This is a genomic window from Paenibacillus sp. ACRSA (assembly GCF_022346845.1).
GTDB lineage: Bacteria > Bacillota > Bacilli > Paenibacillales > Paenibacillaceae > Paenibacillus.
Window position 1 is genome coordinate 53,011 of the sequence record NZ_JAKRNP010000012.1, and the last position, 17,505, is coordinate 70,515.

The following is a 17,505-nucleotide window of genomic DNA, read 5'->3' on the forward strand; positions in this document are numbered from 1 at the left end:
CTAGACTCAATGACTAACTAAACCACAAGCATCCTTTGTCTTCTCTGTTCAGTAGAATGATAACTAAAACGGCCTCCACCCTATAAATATGGGATGGGGGCCGTTAAAGTACATCCAAATTCCTTCATTAATACATTCTCAAGCAATAAACTTTACTTTACCTTACTTCACTGTAACCGTAATTGTATCCGTGCTAGTCACTCCAGCTGCATTGATCAGCTCTGCTCGATACGTATATGTGCCTGACGCCTTACCAGACAATACACTTACAGCGCTTTGAGCCTGAGGCGTTGCCGCTTTGAGCTCTTGTGTATCGATCAACTCATCATTTTCATAAAGGCGGTATTCAGTGGCATTGGTTCCCCACCACAAGTTCATCGTTACTTTATAGTTGCCATCTCCATCCCAGTTATCTTGGGAAAGGACTGCTTTTCCTGGCGATGCATTTGCAACCCGCACAGTCAGCGTCTGACTCCGAGTTGTTCCCTTATCATTTGTGAGCTCAGCTACATACGTATATGTGCCATTGGATTTACCCGTAATTTTCGTCTGAGCAAACTGTGCCAAAGGAGCATTGTACGTCAACTTTTGCGTGTCAATTAAAACTCCATCTTCATATAACTTGTAACTAGTTGCGTTCTCGCCCCACCACAAGTTCATGCTAACTGTGTACGTACCTTCCAGTAGACCGTTGCCACCACCGTTATTGTGAGACAATACAGGTGTTCCAGGTGCTCCTGTTGCAGGAGTTTCCGGCTCAGTCTCTGTTGATTGAATTGTCAGCGTAGTCGTCGCTGTACCAGAAAGCCCTTGTTGGTCTTTAACCGTCAATTCAACGGTATATTCACCTGCAGCACTATCCTCCAACGAAAGATTGAAGCCACCATCAGCCTGTATTTCAAATGCATCCTCTTTAACAATCGAACCATCTTCCTTTTTCACCACATACGTAGCTTCCAAGGAAGCCGCTGGATCAAAATCAATGTTCCAGCCATTCGCAAGTGCATCTGCAACCCGGAAATACAAGTCTTCTACACTACCGTTAATGACAACAGACTCATCTTGTTTAAATTCCAACGTCTCTGGTGCAGTCACAATAGGAGCTGTTTTCTTCACCAAAAATGGAGGTGTATCTTCTTTATACGTCTTACCATCAGCACCAAGTGTAGTGATATCCACCGTGTATAAACCATCCGGTATTTCAGTCACTTCATCGGTAACATAATCAGAATAGTTACCACTCCATGCTAGATTATATCTAGCATTGGCATTGAAGTTGAAATAGTTTCCAAAGATAGATCCGATGTATCCATCTTCATAATATCCACCCTCTGGATCAAGACCATCATAGATTTCAATCAATGCAAACGTCATTGGATTATAAAATTCCATGGCTACATTAAGGGTGTCTAATGTTCCATCAGCCTTCAATGGATAATGGAATGGATTTTTCACATTACCTGTAACTGTTTCAATGTACTTAACCCCACTCAACGTAACATTGAAATGAGCTACATATGGCACTGTAAAAGTATTCGTTCCATTTGATAATTCAATATACCCTTGCGCCTCTGTTACAGCAGTAACTCCTTGAGGAACGGTAATTGTAACCGCCAGCTCTTCCTCACCATTCAGTGTGAATGAAGTCTTGTCTACAGCAACGGATACGCCCGGAACTGTACGAGTTGGATTAACATTGACTGTGTAATCACCACCACTACCGTTCAATGCTTCAACTTTAATCGTTTTGGTAACTGTCTTTTCATCAGTTCTCAAAAAGTTACCATAGTTAATACTTCCGGTGATATTCTCTTTTTCGACAAGCGATCCACTTTCTGTATAATGTGTTACATCCAGCACTTTAACCAGCGCTACAGGATCAATCGTATTTACAGCCTGGATACGACCTGCACCTTGATCAAACACATCAAATTGATTTGTATCAAGCACCTTACCATTGTTCATAAGTGCAACTTTGATATCAAATGGCGTCCAATCTGGATGTTTCTCAATCAGCAGTGCAATAAGACCTGCTACATGCGGTGTAGCCATACTTGTACCTGTTTTACGATCATAAGCTTGTGTGTAGTCTGCATCAGGCTCGTCTTTGCCGTAAGCAGGAATTGTAGATAGGATGCTTGTCCCCGGAGCAACAATATCCGGTTTGATATCCAGCGTTACCTTCGCTGGGCCACGGGAACTGGATGAATTCATTTCATCGCCTGGTGTTTGATCACGTTCGAAATCACTAAAGCTTACTTGAACGGGTTGTCCCGCATCGAGTGCTGCCTTGATGACCTCTCCATCTTCTTTCGTCATACTAAGTGTTGGAATAAGCTCAAAATTATCTCCCAGGCTTACCCCAATTGGCCCTGGAATATTGTTATATACAATAACAGCTACGGCTCCAGCCGCTTTAGCATTAGCGATCTTCTCAACAAATGCCAGTTCACCACGTTGGATCAGTGCCACTTTTCCTGTAAAATCCTTACCTTCAAACTCAGCCGGTTTACCAAGCCCAGCGAATTCCAACTTATAATCATCAGTCAAAACTGATTCAGGATCTGCTGACAAACTCCAGCCCATCAGATCCAGTCGATACACTGACTCTGTAACAGCTAGCGGAGCTGTTTCCGTTGCAGTCGGAGCAATAACCGATTCCTCTTCAACTGAAGCCGCAGCTTCATTTGAAGCTTCTTCTGTCACAGAAGGCGAAGCTGGTTGATCATTATTTTCTGTGGCAACATCTTCTTCATTTAACGCCTCAACATCAGAAGTTGCTTCTGCTGCACTTCCATCTGGCTCTGAATTAGTAGAAACCGTTTCGTCAGAAGTTATGGACTCCTCACTTGCTCCACCTTGTTCAGGAGCAGTCACGACCACTTCTTCCTCAGGGGTAGTTGTCTGTGTGTCTTGTTCTTGAACAACAGGCACTTCTATTTCAGGCGCTGTTCCTAGTTCTGGAGATTGCTCTAACTCAGGTTGTTGCTCTGGCAACGTTTCTTCGCCCACTTCACCGATTGCGAAATGAGTATTAGCTGTAATTAGCTGGCTAGGCCCTGTAGAGTTACCAACCGTAATTGCCATAGCCGATGCGCCCGGAGATCCGAGTGTATAGCGATTCGGCCCATCGTTACCACTTGCTACTACCGCTGTAACACCAGAAAGCATTGCATTATTAAGAGCTACAGATGTAACATAACTTGGGTCATTCGCTGAATTACCCAAAGAGAGGTTAATAACATCCATCCCATCTTGAACTGAACGGTCTATTCCTCCAAGTACCCAAGAGGTTTGTCCACTGCCGTAAGGCCCCAGAACACGATAAGCATATACATCCGCTTCTGGAGCAACGCCAACAATGCCATAATCTCCTGCTTCACGCGCTGCAATTGTACCCGCTACGTGCGTACCATGAGAAGTGTAATAAGCACTGCCATTAGCATTGAACTCAGGCTGTCCAGATGCTTTCCATTCTTGATAGGTCGCTTCATACGGATCACTATCGTTGTCTACAAAATCCCATCCACCCTTGTAAGCTTCTTGCAAGTTCGGATGTTCGTAATCGATCCCTGTATCAATCACGCCCACTTTGATGCCATTCCCCTTGTATCCCAAATCCCATACTTCAGGCGCACCAATAAAAGGAGTAGTGTCTTTCATATACGGATTCACTTCATCCGTTTCTGGGGTAACTGTAATCTCCAGATCCGGATAAACGCTGACTACACCAGGTATGCGAAGCAATTGTCCCAATTGGTTCCCTTTCACTTCAATAGCTACACCATTCAGGGCATATGCGTAATTTTCCAATACTTCATGTTTGATTTTTTTCTGAGTGAGGCTATGTACAAATGACTGTTGTTGCTGCTCGACTTGAGTCACAGCCTTTGTTTCCATAGAGGAGGTAAAAGATTTTCCTTCGAGGGTTGATTCACCTTGCGCTACAGCGACGGGTTTATCGGAAAGCTCAACGATGACTCGTGTATTCTCTCCGCCCAGACCTTCCAAGCTTTCATCCAAAAATGGATCTGCTGCAAGCCTAGCCTCTCGCCCTGCAAGAATATCCCTCCACTGTTTCGCTTCGGCCTTGCTTGGCATATTCTCAAGCAGAACAACTGAATCTGCGGGAGCGGCTCCAGCCGCTGGTAGAATAATAGAAAACATCATAAGAACACTTAATAACATGGATATCAATCGTTTACTCAAGGCTATGCCCCTCCTTTATAATGTGAATACCTCACCAAATGATGGGTTCCTGCGCTAGCAAGCACTGCAATACCTGCGACAATTTCACCTTCCAATCTGCAAGAGGATTGACCCTTGGTAAATTATTCTACCAAAATACCACATTTTCCTTCTAAATAATAACAAAAATGATATAGAAATTACTTATATGGTTCTTATGTACCTAAAAAATATTAAAATTGCATTTTTTGTCGAATCTATTCCATGCCTGTGGAACCAACAAACAAAAAGGATCAAAAACCTCTAACAAAAGAGGTATTTGATCCCTAGTCATCGTTAAAAATCCTACATATAATGTTCTACTGCTAAAATTATCATTTCTTCACACTTTAATTCGCATAACAACTTAAATATCCTCATTTTTTAACTAATAGGTTTCACTGCTTCCACGCGTAAACGTTTATAATCAGCATAAATTGCGTCTTGTTTCCAGAGTTTTGGCACAACAAGCTTACTTGTCTCAATGCAGATCTCATGTATCTGTTCTGAATGCAGCCCATCAAAATAATCTCCGCCAAATTGAGATAACCAGCCCTCGATTCCCTGTTCTCCATCTGACAGCTTAGTTGGTCGGTCATAATGATAGGCCTGTCGCACCATAAATCCTTGTTTCTCCAAAAGTGAGCTATACGCTCCGATCGTTGGAAAGTACCACGGATTTCTATCCGATGCATTCATACCTGTGCTGCGCTCTAACACCTCTTCCAATGCATGAATAATAATGTCAACATTCCCTTTCCCGCCAAACTCAGCCACGAAACGCCCTCCCGGCTTCAATGCATTCCATACACTGCTGACCACAAGTTGGGGATCACGCATCCAATGTAGAGCGGCGTTAGAGAAGATGGCATCAAAAAGCCTGTTTGTCTCAAAATGATGACCGTCTCCTTCCCTAAATTCAAGATGGGGATACTTGTCGCGCGCACGCTGAATCATGTCTGAGGATGCATCTATACCAACGGTTTCAACCTCGTACAAAGATATCTCATGTGTCAGGTCTCCTGTTCCGCAGCCTAAATCTAATATATATTCACCCTTCTTAGGCCGTAACCACGAAATGAGATTTTTGCCGTACCCCGAAACAAAAGCCAGTTTATTGTCGTATTCATCTGCCTTCCATTGATTCAATGATTGCATCTGTACCACCTTCGCTTTCATCGTTGATACACCTCATTGTGGCACAAAACTTCTTATTAGTTAAATATATAAACATTATATAATTGATAGGTTTAAACTATAATACACGAAGTAGTCGTGCCCTAACGAAGTCTATCCTCCGACGAACCATCGGGGTTCTCTTCCCCTGGACGCAAAAAAACTTCCCGAAGGAAGTCTTTTTTCTTACGTCCCAGGAGGGATTCGAACCCCCGACCGACGGCTTAGAAGGCCGTTGCTCTATCCTGCTGAGCTACTGAGACAAATATGTATTAAAAAATACCGCGTGATCTCTATTATACTCTCATTTCATTATTTTTCAATACTTTTATGAAAAAAATTAATAATTTTCATCATCAATGCTTCAAACACCTCGTTCGACCCTCACTTCCCATCTGTCTCTACAACAATTAACACATATGCAATTCGTTCAGCGAATACGATGGCAAAAAGCGGGCACGATGGATATCAGACCCCAACATCTTATGAAAAAAGCTTTAGATCGATTTATGACTTAACCTGATGGGTAATCCTTTGCATACATACTTATGAATGAAACGAATAAAGGAGAGATCTGCTATGAGACAGTTACTATCCGCATTATCCTATTTCAGCATTTTTTTTGCCCCTTTTCTGTTCCCGATCATTGTGTGGATTGTTGCACGGGATCGTTATATTGAAGGGCATGCCAAACGAGCCTTATTTTCACACATCTTCCCCTTTATTGCTGCTATTCCTTTGATTTATTTTTTCGTGACTGCCCAGAACGTTGCTTCCGCTTTTGGATTTGTCATTCTGTTCTTTATTATTTACGGCTTGAGCTTTGTGTACAATGTGTTCAAAGGAATTCAAGTGCTGCGCGAATATGCCTAAGCCACTTTGCCATATGGCTCGTAGTTATAAAGAAAAACCCGCTTAAAGTCAGCGGGTTTTTTGCTGTAATTCATTCCAGATTAGGCTTGACCAATTAAATACCTTTGTAATGTAGGACCGAGCAAGCCAAAAGCAAACAATTCACTTTGAAATTTAGCTCTATCTTCCGATGCAGTAGCTCCTTCACTATTCTCAAACGCCGTTTCTGTAGCATCCTCAAAGGCAGTGTGCATATTATTATTGTACCAATCCAGAACAGCATCAGAGTGGTTGCGGACGACACGCACGATCTCCAATGTATTCGTTGGAGCAGTTGCAGCTACATATACAAGCAAAGAAGGGTCTCCTGCATTTCCAGGTTGAACCTCCACTTCAGCACAAGCCAATCCATCTACTTCGGTTAATCTACGTATTTTAGCATCCTGAATTGCATACATTTCATATCGCGCTCCTTTGTTCATTCATGTACTTTGTTCAATGACAGAACGGGTTTCAGGCGTTCCTAACTGATAAATTGCCTGATACACCCGCTGTAGGGCTTCTTCATAAGCACGGTTCACAGATTCCTCAGGGGTGTCTGGCCAAGGGAATACCATTCCCGGAAAGGCCTCCTCCTCTTTTTCCTGCATTAATTGAAGAAGCCCTCTTAGATGCTCAGCCTCCTGAGGTGTCGCCTGAATGACCCACTCATAGCTTGATGAGTGCTGATCAGGCAACACGGAACGCCCAACCACGGACACATAATAGGTGGTACCTTCCATCATAATTCTCTCCTTCACAGCATGCTTGAGGCTGTTATCCCTATAGCTAGTTTCCGAAGAGGACAGACATTTTATGCCTACTTTCGGCATATATTTGTTACGACCTCTGACAAAAACGAACATATTTGCAGGGCATAGCTCTGCAAACATCACTCAGATCAACGACTCGACTAAGAAAGGATGAACAACCATGTGCGGTATAACCGGCTTCATACAGTGGAATCGGGACTTGACCCAGGAATCGGAGCTGCTGGTCCGAATGACGGACAGTTTGTCGAACCGAGGACCTGACGCTTCAGGTACATGGATTTCCAATCCTTGTGCTTTTGGACATCGGCGACTCAGCGTAATGGACCCAGAGAACGGAGCTCAGCCGATGCATGCGTTACAAGGAGACACCTCCTATACCGTCGTGTATAACGGAGAACTATACAATGCTCCCGAATTAAAAAACGAACTACTTCAGCGTGGGCATCACTTCCGTACGCAATGTGACACAGAGGTATTGCTAGCCTCTTACATCGAATGGGGACCGGCATGTGTTGACCGGTTTAATGGCATATTTGCTTTTGCCATCTGGGACGGCGGACGCGAGCAGGTATTTATGGCAAGAGATCGCCTTGGTGTTAAACCTCTTTTTTACAGTAATGAAAAGGATGCACTCGTATTCGGATCTGAGCCCAAATCCCTTTTGCTGCATCCAGATGTGGAAGCTGCAGTAGGTCCGGAAGGACTGGCAGAAGTGTTTATTGTTGGCCCAGCACGGACACCGGGACATGGTGTATACTCTTCCCTTCACGAATTAAAACCTGCTCATGCACTTATTTTCAACAGAAATGGTATTCGTACCTATCCCTATTGGAAGCTGGAAAGCGTACCCCATGAGCATGATTTAGACGCAACAGCAGCCGAAGTACGTCGATTGTTACAAGATACGTTAGAACGTCAACTTGCCTCTGATGTTCCGGTATGTTCTCTCTTATCCGGCGGGCTCGATTCCAGTGCTCTGTCAGCACTCGCAGTAGACTATTACAATCGAACGGGTCAAGGCCGAGTGAGCACATATTCGGTCGATTACGTCGATAACGCGAAGCACTTTCAGGCTCATTCCTTCCAACCTGGTGCTGACGGCCCTTGGATACAGCGTATGGTAGACGAACTGAAAACAGATCATCATTGGATTGAGATTGAGAACGGCGAGCTCGTAAAGGCGCTGACTCAAGCCATGCTTGTACGCGATCTACCAGGTATGGCGGATGTGGATTCCTCCCTCTATTTATTCTGTAAAGAAATCAAAAAAGGAGCCACAGTAGCCATCTCAGGAGAAGCTGCCGATGAAGTGTTCGGCGGATATCCATGGTTCCATCGGGATGAAATGCTTAATTCAGGTACGTTCCCTTGGTCGGTTGCTCCAGATATGAGAGCAGGATTACTATCTCCAGACGTACGTGAATGGATTCGACCACTTGACTATCTTGCAGACCGTTATTCCGATGCTGTAGCTGAAGTGCCTTTACTCGCTGGTGAAACAGGTAAAGCTGCTCAGATGAGAGTGATGTCATATCTTAATATCACACGATTTATGCCTACATTGCTTGACCGTAAGGATCGAATGAGTATGGGTGCTGGACTAGAGGTACGTGTACCTTATTGCGATCATCGCCTGATTCAATACGTGTTTAACATTCCCTGGGAAATGAAAATAACCGGTGGTAGAGAAAAAGGAATCCTCCGCAAAGCACTCGAAGGCGTGCTACCAGACGATGTTTTATACCGTAAAAAGAGTCCTTATCCCAAAACACATAATCCTGAATATTTGGCTGCAGTCAAGCAACAAGTGCTTGAGATTCTGGACGATGCCAGTTCTCCAATATTGCCTTTAATAGACAAAGCACAAATTCACAAACTAGCATCTTCACCTGATGCATCTTCGAACCTTCCATGGTTCGGACAATTAATGTCCGGCCCACAATTATTTGCTTATCTAACTCAGATCAACACTTGGCTACGGACGTATAACGTGGCGATTCGTTAAAATCACACGGAATGCTCATACACAGAAAAAGGTGTCTGATGAAACAACAGACTTGTTGTTCCCAGACACCCTTTTACTATTTTACAGACTTCGAATTGCAAACTGATGAAACCAATAAACTAACATTGAAGTGGCATCCATTTTACTTTTAACTCATCCATCCATCACACTTTGAATCGATTAATAGATTGCTGCAATTCCTCTGCCATAGAAGATAGGTCATTTGCCGCCGAAGCAATCTCTTGCATCGCTGATAATTGTTCCTCCGAGGTCGCGCTCACCTCTTCCGTTCCCGCAGCCGCATTCTCCGTCACTTCCCTAATGGTCTGCATTGACACATTAATCTGTTCCACACCCGCAGCCATTTGCTCAATAGATGCCGATACCTCCTGAGTTTGACCCGCGACATTGCTGACAGCTTCACGAATTTCCTCAAAGGTGCCGCCTGCTTTATGGACAAGATCTATGCCTTCTTGAACCTCTGTATTCACATTTTCCATAGACTGCGCTGCATTATCCATCCCTGTACGGATCGCAGCCACGAGTACACTGATTTGTTCAGCTGATTTTGCCGATTGATCAGATAGCTTCCGCACCTCGCTAGCAACCACCTCAAATCCACGACCATGCTCACCCGCTCTTGCGGCTTCAATAGCTGCATTAAGGGACAGTAGATTGGTTTGTGCTGAGATTTCGGATATACTCTCCACCATGGTTCCAATCTCCTGTGAATGTTTACCCAACTCTTCTATGACTGTAGCAAGCGTCCTTACAGTCTCATGTATCGAATTCATTTGTCCGACAGCAGATTGGACGGCCTCGTTACCATGCACTGTTTTGGCTGATGCATGGGTTGCTTCATCCGACATATTCTGTGTATTCACAGTCATCTGTTGAAAACCAGTCGACAATTCACTAATCGTCTGGAATCCATCTCCTACCATTTTCACCTGCGTATCCATTCCCGTTGCAATTTCCTCCATCGTTACAGCAACCTGCTCCGTCGCTGAGGCGGTCTGCTCTGTACTTGCTGTTAACTCTTCGGATGATGCAGCCACTCGATCCGCATTATTACCTACTTGATGAATTAGAAGACGTAAATTGTCCATCATCTTATTGAACGATTGAGCCATATCTCCAATCTCATCCCGGTTGCGAACGATAATGGCTTCGCCTGTGAGATCTCCATCGGCAATTCGGCTTGCCGCATGAGCTACTTTGGCAACTGGCTTGGAAATAATTCGACCCATCACCAATGCAACAACGGTTCCCAGTACGATGGAGATGATTCCAATAATGACAATCAACCGGAGAACTTGTTGAATAAGTTCATTGGCATTGACAATACCTGTATCGAGTGAAGTCTGCTGATGCTCTTCCATAGCGGAGACAACTTCTTCAAATCCAGCTACAAGTACAGGTCCCTTTTCTAACATTAAGCTTGTAATTTCACTCGTTCTACCTTGCTTTTTGGATTCAATCACATCTTGACCAAATGCATAGTATTCCTCAGCACTGCGATCCGAACGGTCTAACAAGTCAATCATCGTTTGAGTTGTGCTATTCGCTCTTAATTCTTCACTTAATTTATGATAATCCTCATAGTATGACGTAAACGCTTTCTCACTCTGATCATTCTCTTGTGTTATAAAATTCCGCAATTCCACCTGCTGGGACTTCACATCAATGACCATGTTTTTGACTGTTAACAGTTTAGAAGTTCGCTCGTTAATCAAATCCGTAAACGTTCGCTCAACCGAGATAAATTGTATATACGAAATTACAACCACAGTAGCCAATAAAATAAGCACTGTCATAAAGCTCAACAACAGTTTAGCGCTAATGGATATTCTCTTCATGTCTTTTCCCCCGCATGCTTAGAATGCCTTGCTAGTATCGATATGTATTAAGCCTGACAAAAACTCTATCCTCCTTTCAGTGCGGAATTGGATAAATATGGGACAATTCAATTATGTTAGCATACTTGCACACACAAAAATAGGTCTTTAGTATCAGTACATACTATATTTCAGACTTATTTTAGATATTTTCGACATTATGCTACATAATTTATATCCTTATTTCTGATTTTTGAAACTTTAGACCTAAATAAAAAAAAGACTTTACTCAGCTTTCCCTGCTGAAGTAAAGTCTTTAGTCTTATAAATGAGTTCAGATCGTGATCTTTAACGGTGGATCAACTCTGGATTTCGCTCAAGCAGTCCAGTGCCGAAAATGTCTCTAAACGGTGAATCCTCCATATGAATGTAGCCAATATAACAACCACATTTCTTCATGTTACAAGGACGATCTGCAGCCAAAGCTTCTAAACCATCACGATACAAATGTCCAATGATTCGGCGATCTTTGTAACATCTCTTCACATGTCCTGACCCTTGCACATAAAACACATTCGAACCAGCCGCACAACGCTTGCCCAAGCTGTCATAATCCTGCAGATTACCTTCGAAAAGCGGATCAATCTGCCGCAAAAATTGAATTTCCTCCGGTGTGTAATACTTGGGGCGATCCTTAAAGGCATTGACCCACATATACACATCGCTCGGAAGACACTCCCTCATGGATTGAATAGCTGGGAATGCGCTACGTAATCCTACTGTACCTACACTGAATCCTATGCCCATTTCTCGCAAAGTCATACACTGTTTCACAAAAGAAGATTCTTTCGTTTCACGCGGATGATATGTCGCCCAGAATGCCGCTTTGTGCGTGTTAAGTTCTCTCGCCCAATCCAGTTTAACGGATAGATTGGTTTGCACAGCAATCTTATCCACATGAGGCATGTGAGACAACTCTACCATGGCTTCGCGGTACCAGCGTCGAACCAATGCTTCCCCATACGGATTAAAGAAAATGGAAAACTGGTCTCCCTTACCTTCCTGTTCCCTCACCCAGTTCACAAATTGACGTAGTTGCTGTTCATCCAGTGCCAGAGTCTCCTTAGAATCTACCGTTTTACTAAACGGACAATAGGGACAGTCGTAGTTACATGATGACAGCTTGCCACGATAATATAAGGTGGCTCTCATGAGAATACAAACCCTTCCATTTGTTCACGGACTTCGGCCGATATTAACCAATCCCCAATGGCATCCGAGTATCCTAGCCCTTCTACTGTCAATCGTAAGAACTCCACGCCCATTTCGTTCTTAAGCTCCGCCATTCCTTCGGTCAGCAATTCACCAAGCCAACCGTACTCAGACATCACATTTGTTCCAAATCGCTGATAATAATCCTGTAACGCCAAGCCCTCCCGGTGCAGAAGTGCTTTGAGAATGAACCGCCGCTTCTGTTCCTCACGACTCAGCACAATTCCATAGTCAGCCACGTCATATCGCTCCGTAGCCACATAATCTGCAATGATGCTCTGCGTCGCTTTATAACTAACCCCATACTTAGAAGCGTAGTGCACTTCGCTTGTGTATGAACGCGCCCCACAGCCAAGTCCAACCATGCCTTCCTCCTGGCAGCTATAAGGTAAGAGTACCTTCGTTCCCGCAGAGGATTGCTCCTTCGCAAATCTGCGCATGGAATACTGTACATATCCGCGACTCTTCAACGTCTCCCGTGCAGCTCTGTATAGCTCCATCCGAATGTCCGGCCCTTGGCGCTCTATATCATCTGGTTTCACAATCGTATTCTCCCGCGTGTAGAGTGGATAAATGAAAATCTCACCCGGTTCATACGCAAGGACACGTTCCAGCGAATATAGCCATGATTCAACGGTCTGTCCAGGCAGACCATAGATAAGATCCAAGTTCAATAGCGGAAAATTATATTTTGTGAGCTTCTCGAGAGCTCGCTCCACTTCCTGCGGTTTCTGTGGACGATAGATCGCTGAAGCCTCGGCTTCAATGAAGCTTTGGATACCCATGCTAACACGATCTACACTTCGTTCTTTCATAATCGCAAGCTTGGCGTCCGTTACCGTATCGGGAGATGTCTCTACTGAGATTGAAGCTTGTTGTGGGTCAAGACCCATCACCTGTTCAGCGATATCAAACAGTCGATTTAACTGTACTTCATTCAATAGCGTAGGTGTTCCGCCACCGATAGCGAAACGCGAATAAGGTCTACGCGAAGTGATTGGTGCCCATTGTTTAGCTTGACGCTCCAAGGCATCCACATAACGCTCATGGGTATCATCCCGCCGATCTGGTAATGTAAACAGATTGCAGAAACCACAGCGTGCTGCACAAAACGGGATGTGCATATACAAAAAATAAGTATCTGTATTCTCACGTTCCCATAGCGGCGCGAGTGGCATAGGTGGATCTAGCTCACGATAGGCTGTCTTATGAGGATAAGAGTACAAATACGAGCGATACGGCAATGTAAGAACTTCTCTAAGACTTGTAGCTGTATTAGACGACCCGGACTGTACGGAATGGCCTGTTGTCATTGTGTAATCTTGACTTTCCATCGGTTTCCTCCTATATCCGGTTAATTTTAAGTACGACTTTGATTACAAAGGATGCCAAGAGGCATCCTCAGCATCGAATATGGAATTCAGCCGAAATATCCGTTGCTCACGTAGTTTCCCTACGCTCCGCTACTCCATTTCTACCTTCATCCCATCTTCTCGGTACTGAAAGCCGTGCTTTTTTGAATATTCACTAAATCTATAACACAAATTCACGATAAGGCACGTTCCAGACGACATCATGCGCCAAGCGATGTCCTTGATAGCCATCCTCACCATATGCAGTACCATGATCAGAAAAAGCGAGGCAAAATGTTGGTCTTGCACGTTCTCTCATCGCTTCAAATAATGGCCCAAGTGCTTGATCAACATAGCGTAGCGCAGCTCGCTGCGTCTCGATAGAATCCTCTTTGGCTCCCTCTACAAAATATCGGTTTGGACCATGAATAGCCGAGACATTCAAGAATAGAAACAGCTTCTCCTCCAGCGGAATTTGCTTGAGCAGTTTCAATGCATGCTGCACCTGATTCTCCGTTGAACGAGGGTTGGTCACACCAAAGTTCATGCGCCAATAGCTCTGCTGGAAATAACCTGGCAGCACTTTAGCAAGCGGGTTTTTCTTTGTAAAAAAAATAACACCGCCAATGCACACTGTGCGGTATCCTTCAGCTGCAAATCCAGATACCATATCGGGCGTATCAAACAGCCACGTATGGGGGTGAGTTTTCAACCCCGTATTACGGGAATGAAACAACCGGACATGAGAAGCCTTGTCCGTATTTGCAGGCGTAGGCATAAAACCACCAAAAAAAGCGTGGTGTGCCGCATAGGTGAAGCTGCCTGGTGTATGCCGCTTCTCCCATGAACCTGTGCCGCACAAGTTGGGACAATTCGCTTCTTCCAATTTGGCTACATCATACCTCAACGTATCCAGCGTAATCATTAATAGATCATGAGAGCCCACGATGGTGTTCATATCAGGCATAGTAATCGGGCTCCTTTCGTAAAAGTTCCATTTGCCATTCATATGTACCTAGTCCGCGATGCTGTACCCGATATAAAAGATCCCCAAACGGGTTAACATCCAGAACGTAAGCACGAGGTTCAGTTCCACTAAGCATGACATCAATTCCGGCAGACCAAGAGTTCGGAAATGCAGACAACGCTGCTTGGGCGGCATTCTGAATTAATAACATCTGTTCATCCTTCAAGCCCGCCTCCGTAGGCAGCAGGCGATCATTTCGTAAATGAAGGTTCGTGATCGGTGTCTTACTTAGACGAACGATTGCATGGCCCACCTGTCCACCTGCAACGAGCTGACGAACATCAAATACCCGTGAACCTATGGACGATTTCGCCATCCAACGTTCAATCTGTGCTCCTTCCGCACATAACCAGTCCAAAAGGATTTTAACCTCTTCCGTACGGGTATACCTGCGCATGCCACCTTCATTATAAAAAATAACCTCTGTCCCATTCCGTTCTATTCCCACTGTCGTTATAGCAATTTCAGCACCCGTTCGTGGGTTGAACTGATACGCTACAACACCTGAAGCGCCTGAGCCACAAGCGAGTTTAACAAATACACGATGCATCCCCTCAGACCGCATAGCTGCACGTAATTCATCATAATTCCGAATCGGAACATCAGTTTGAAGCGAAAACGGCACGGTCACTCCATGAGCAGATAATTGCTGCTGGCATTGCCTTTTATCAAACATGGTTATGATGTCAGTAGGATGGTTCAAAAAGCGAGCAGATGGGAAGAATTGCTGAACTTCCTTATCTATTCGTTCCAAACACGCCCTCCAGCCGTCAAACCATTGAGCAGGTGCGTAAATTCGCCCCCACTCCTGCTCCAGCAACAACGCCTGTTCTTGCGTAACCATCATACGGTTATCAATCCGCTGAAGCGGCGAGTACACACTCGCACCCAGAGACAAGAGTTCACGTTCCACATTCCAGTTCTCGCCCGGTGCATCCACTCGTATGAAAAACGTATAATCTCCAGCACCTTCTCGGCCTTCACCTTGTGAGACTGCTTCTGAAACTACTTCGGCGAGTGTTGCTCCTTGCCGCCACGTCTGAAGCAGATCAATATAAGACAATACCATGGCAGGCTTCAACCCTTGCCTCAATCTTGCTTGTTGCAAGGCAAATGTCCGCCGATTATCCGGATTCCCAATAAGCAGTAAAGGGCGCTCTTGATCGCTCACCTTTATTCCGTCAAAGACGGATACCGCCAGTCATCTTCATCGCTTTGCTGCTGATCACTCACATCCACTGAGATACCTGAACGTTTCCATTGAATGAGCATTTCGTCGGTCATATAGTGATAGCTCAGATCGAGATGCTTTAATTTTTTAATCTTGTCGCTAGCTAGAAGAGCCTCAGCTCCTACATCAGATAAAGTGCCCTGGGAGAGATCCAAAACTTCAAGTTGATCCAGAATAGGAGCCTCAGCAATCGCCTGTGCGATTTCATCCTGAATCTCACTATCTTTTAGCCCCAGATACACTAGTTTCGGGAATCTTCCCTGTTCAAACAGCGGGCTTACATCCTCCAATGAACCATCGAAGCCATAATCTTCGACACCTAAATATAACTCTAGCTTCCGTAGCTCAGGTAAATGGGCATGAGTAACGGAGGATAATACTTTTTTCGGTAAACCCCCACAAATAATCACCAGTTCTTCAAGGTTTGCATGCTCCAACGGTTCCAGACTTAAGTCATTACTCCCTTTAATCCAAAACGATGTTAATCGAGGAAAAGTCCTTAATAGTGGAGTTAGATCCGTTTGGATAATCCAAGATACCTCACACTCTTCGAAACCCATATCACCGATAAACAATTTCTTCAGCGATGGGAAATTTGGAGCCAGTTCAACAAGCTTAGAAACGAAACCATCGGGTGAACTCTCGTATGCCTGTCCCCAATCTCCGATAACTAAACTTTCGAGTGTGCGACTTTCCGGTTTGGCGGCAAGTTCTTCAATTAAATTCTCAATTCGAATTCCATTCTCATAGTCATCATAAGAAACAGTAAGCTTCACTTCTTGCATACGCCAATCCCTCCGTTTGAGTTCAATAATTGATCGTTATCTTGAATGTTACCCCATCCCGTATGAAGCTTGCAACTTCTTCCAACTCTAGTCCCAACTCGATTCTCAAACGTGCAAAGCTACCATTGGTAATCTTAGGTATAAGAACTCATGTTCCCATTAAAAACACAAAAAAAGCACCAACGGCAGGGTGGTCATTGCTTAAAATGACGTACCCTACTGTTCATGCTTCAGTTCTTGTAGAACCAATGTAGACTTAACAATGCATCTGTTCATTGCAAGCCAAACGTTTAGGCAAACCTCTTTACGTTGCTAGTCTAGAAACGAGTGCTCTTAGTGCATGGCCGCGGTGACTGATAGCTTGTTTCTGTTCAAGCGTCAATTCAGCCATAGTCATCTCGTACTCAGGTACATAGAAGAGCGGATCATATCCAAAGCCACCAGCACCTGCTGCTTCAGCGGTAATCCAGCCTTCCGCAGTGCCTTCCGCCTCAAACTTATCTCCCGTTGCGGGATCATATAGTACCAACGCACAGACAAAACGTGCGGGGCTGAGCAATGGTTGCTCTGTATCTTCCCCAGATTTCAACGTTTCAAGCGCATCCAGCAATTTAGCATTGTTCTGAGCATCCGTTGCCCCTTCACCTGCATATCTTGCTGAATACACCCCTGGATCTCCGTCTAATAGATCAACGCATAACCCGGAATCGTCAGCTAGTACCGGAAGCCCAAGCGCATCCCCTACGGTTTTAGCTTTCTTCCAAGCATTCTCCGCAAATGTTACGCCATCTTCAACGACATCCGGTAGTTCAGGATAATCAAACATGCTTTTGACCTCTTTGCCAAGGGGAGCAAAGGCATGAGCGAACTCCCTTACTTTACCTTGATTACGGGTAGCAACAATGATAATGGAACTATCCAAGCTCAT

13 protein-coding genes and 1 tRNA gene are annotated in these 17,505 nt (G+C 44.5%); 2 read left to right on the forward strand and 12 right to left on the reverse strand.

The genetic code is table 11. The features are described 5' to 3' along the window. Nucleotides 1–162: 162 nt before the first annotated feature. From MH215_RS24420 to MH215_RS24435, 3 genes are all read right to left on the reverse strand, one after another. Complete coding sequence (locus MH215_RS24420) at nt 163–4,209, reverse strand: S8 family serine peptidase (RefSeq protein ID WP_275446321.1); 4,047 nt, start codon at nt 4,207–4,209, stop codon at nt 163–165. Nucleotides 4,210–4,611: 402 nt separating this feature from the next. Then, nucleotides 4,612–5,406, reverse strand: coding sequence for a class I SAM-dependent methyltransferase (locus MH215_RS24430; RefSeq protein ID WP_239293691.1), 795 nt, complete (start codon nt 5,404–5,406; stop codon nt 4,612–4,614). 186 nt (nt 5,407–5,592) lie between these two features. Next, nucleotides 5,593–5,666, reverse strand: a tRNA-Arg gene (locus tag MH215_RS24435). 316 nt (nt 5,667–5,982) lie between these two features. Between MH215_RS24435 and MH215_RS24440 the strand changes: the two genes are divergently transcribed. Then, nucleotides 5,983–6,276: a magnetosome magnetite crystal formation protein family gene (locus MH215_RS24440; RefSeq protein ID WP_145049880.1), complete on the forward strand. Its 294-nt coding sequence runs from the start codon at nt 5,983–5,985 to the stop codon at nt 6,274–6,276. Nucleotides 6,277–6,356: 80 nt separating this feature from the next. Here MH215_RS24440 and MH215_RS24445 read toward each other — a convergent pair whose 3' ends face one another. Both MH215_RS24445 and MH215_RS24450 read right to left on the reverse strand, forming a co-directional pair. Continuing rightward, entirely contained in the window at nt 6,357–6,713 is a 357-nt protein-coding gene (locus MH215_RS24445; protein ID WP_145049878.1) for a hypothetical protein, read from the reverse strand. Between the two features lie 24 nt (nt 6,714–6,737). Then, the gene (locus tag MH215_RS24450) at nt 6,738–7,040 is read right to left on the reverse strand and encodes a hypothetical protein (protein WP_239293692.1); all 303 of its coding nucleotides are present in this window, start codon (nt 7,038–7,040) and stop codon (nt 6,738–6,740) included. A gap of 187 nt (nt 7,041–7,227) precedes the next feature. Here MH215_RS24450 and asnB point away from each other — a divergent pair, with 187 nt between their 5' ends. Beyond that, nucleotides 7,228–9,072: an asparagine synthase (glutamine-hydrolyzing) gene (asnB, locus tag MH215_RS24455; RefSeq protein WP_239293693.1), complete on the forward strand. Its 1,845-nt coding sequence runs from the start codon at nt 7,228–7,230 to the stop codon at nt 9,070–9,072. 164 nt (nt 9,073–9,236) lie between these two features. Here asnB and MH215_RS24460 read toward each other — a convergent pair whose 3' ends face one another. The 7 genes from MH215_RS24460 to MH215_RS24490 all read right to left on the reverse strand — a co-directional run bounded on the left by MH215_RS24460 (nt 9,237) and on the right by MH215_RS24490 (nt 17,505). After that, nucleotides 9,237–10,931: a methyl-accepting chemotaxis protein gene (locus tag MH215_RS24460; protein WP_239293694.1), complete on the reverse strand. Its 1,695-nt coding sequence runs from the start codon at nt 10,929–10,931 to the stop codon at nt 9,237–9,239. A gap of 327 nt (nt 10,932–11,258) precedes the next feature. After that, nucleotides 11,259–12,122, reverse strand: coding sequence for an STM4011 family radical SAM protein (locus MH215_RS24465; RefSeq protein ID WP_239293695.1), 864 nt, complete (start codon nt 12,120–12,122; stop codon nt 11,259–11,261). Then, entirely contained in the window at nt 12,119–13,495 is a 1,377-nt protein-coding gene (locus tag MH215_RS24470) for an STM4012 family radical SAM protein (RefSeq protein ID WP_239293720.1), read from the reverse strand. Before MH215_RS24470 ends, MH215_RS24465 begins: the two co-directional genes overlap by 4 nt. A gap of 220 nt (nt 13,496–13,715) precedes the next feature. Next, entirely contained in the window at nt 13,716–14,501 is a 786-nt protein-coding gene (locus MH215_RS24475; RefSeq protein WP_239293696.1) for an STM4013/SEN3800 family hydrolase, read from the reverse strand. After that, on the reverse strand, nt 14,494–15,732 hold the full coding sequence (locus MH215_RS24480; RefSeq protein WP_239293697.1) for an STM4014 family protein: 1,239 nt from the start codon (nt 15,730–15,732) through the stop codon (nt 14,494–14,496). The genes MH215_RS24475 and MH215_RS24480 overlap by 8 nt, the downstream gene beginning before the upstream one ends. A 2-nt stretch (nt 15,733–15,734) precedes the next feature. Further along, nucleotides 15,735–16,577, reverse strand: coding sequence for an STM4015 family protein (locus MH215_RS24485; protein ID WP_239293698.1), 843 nt, complete (start codon nt 16,575–16,577; stop codon nt 15,735–15,737). A 304-nt stretch (nt 16,578–16,881) separates the two neighbouring features. Beyond that, entirely contained in the window at nt 16,882–17,505 is a 624-nt protein-coding gene (locus MH215_RS24490; protein WP_239293699.1) for an XTP/dITP diphosphatase, read from the reverse strand.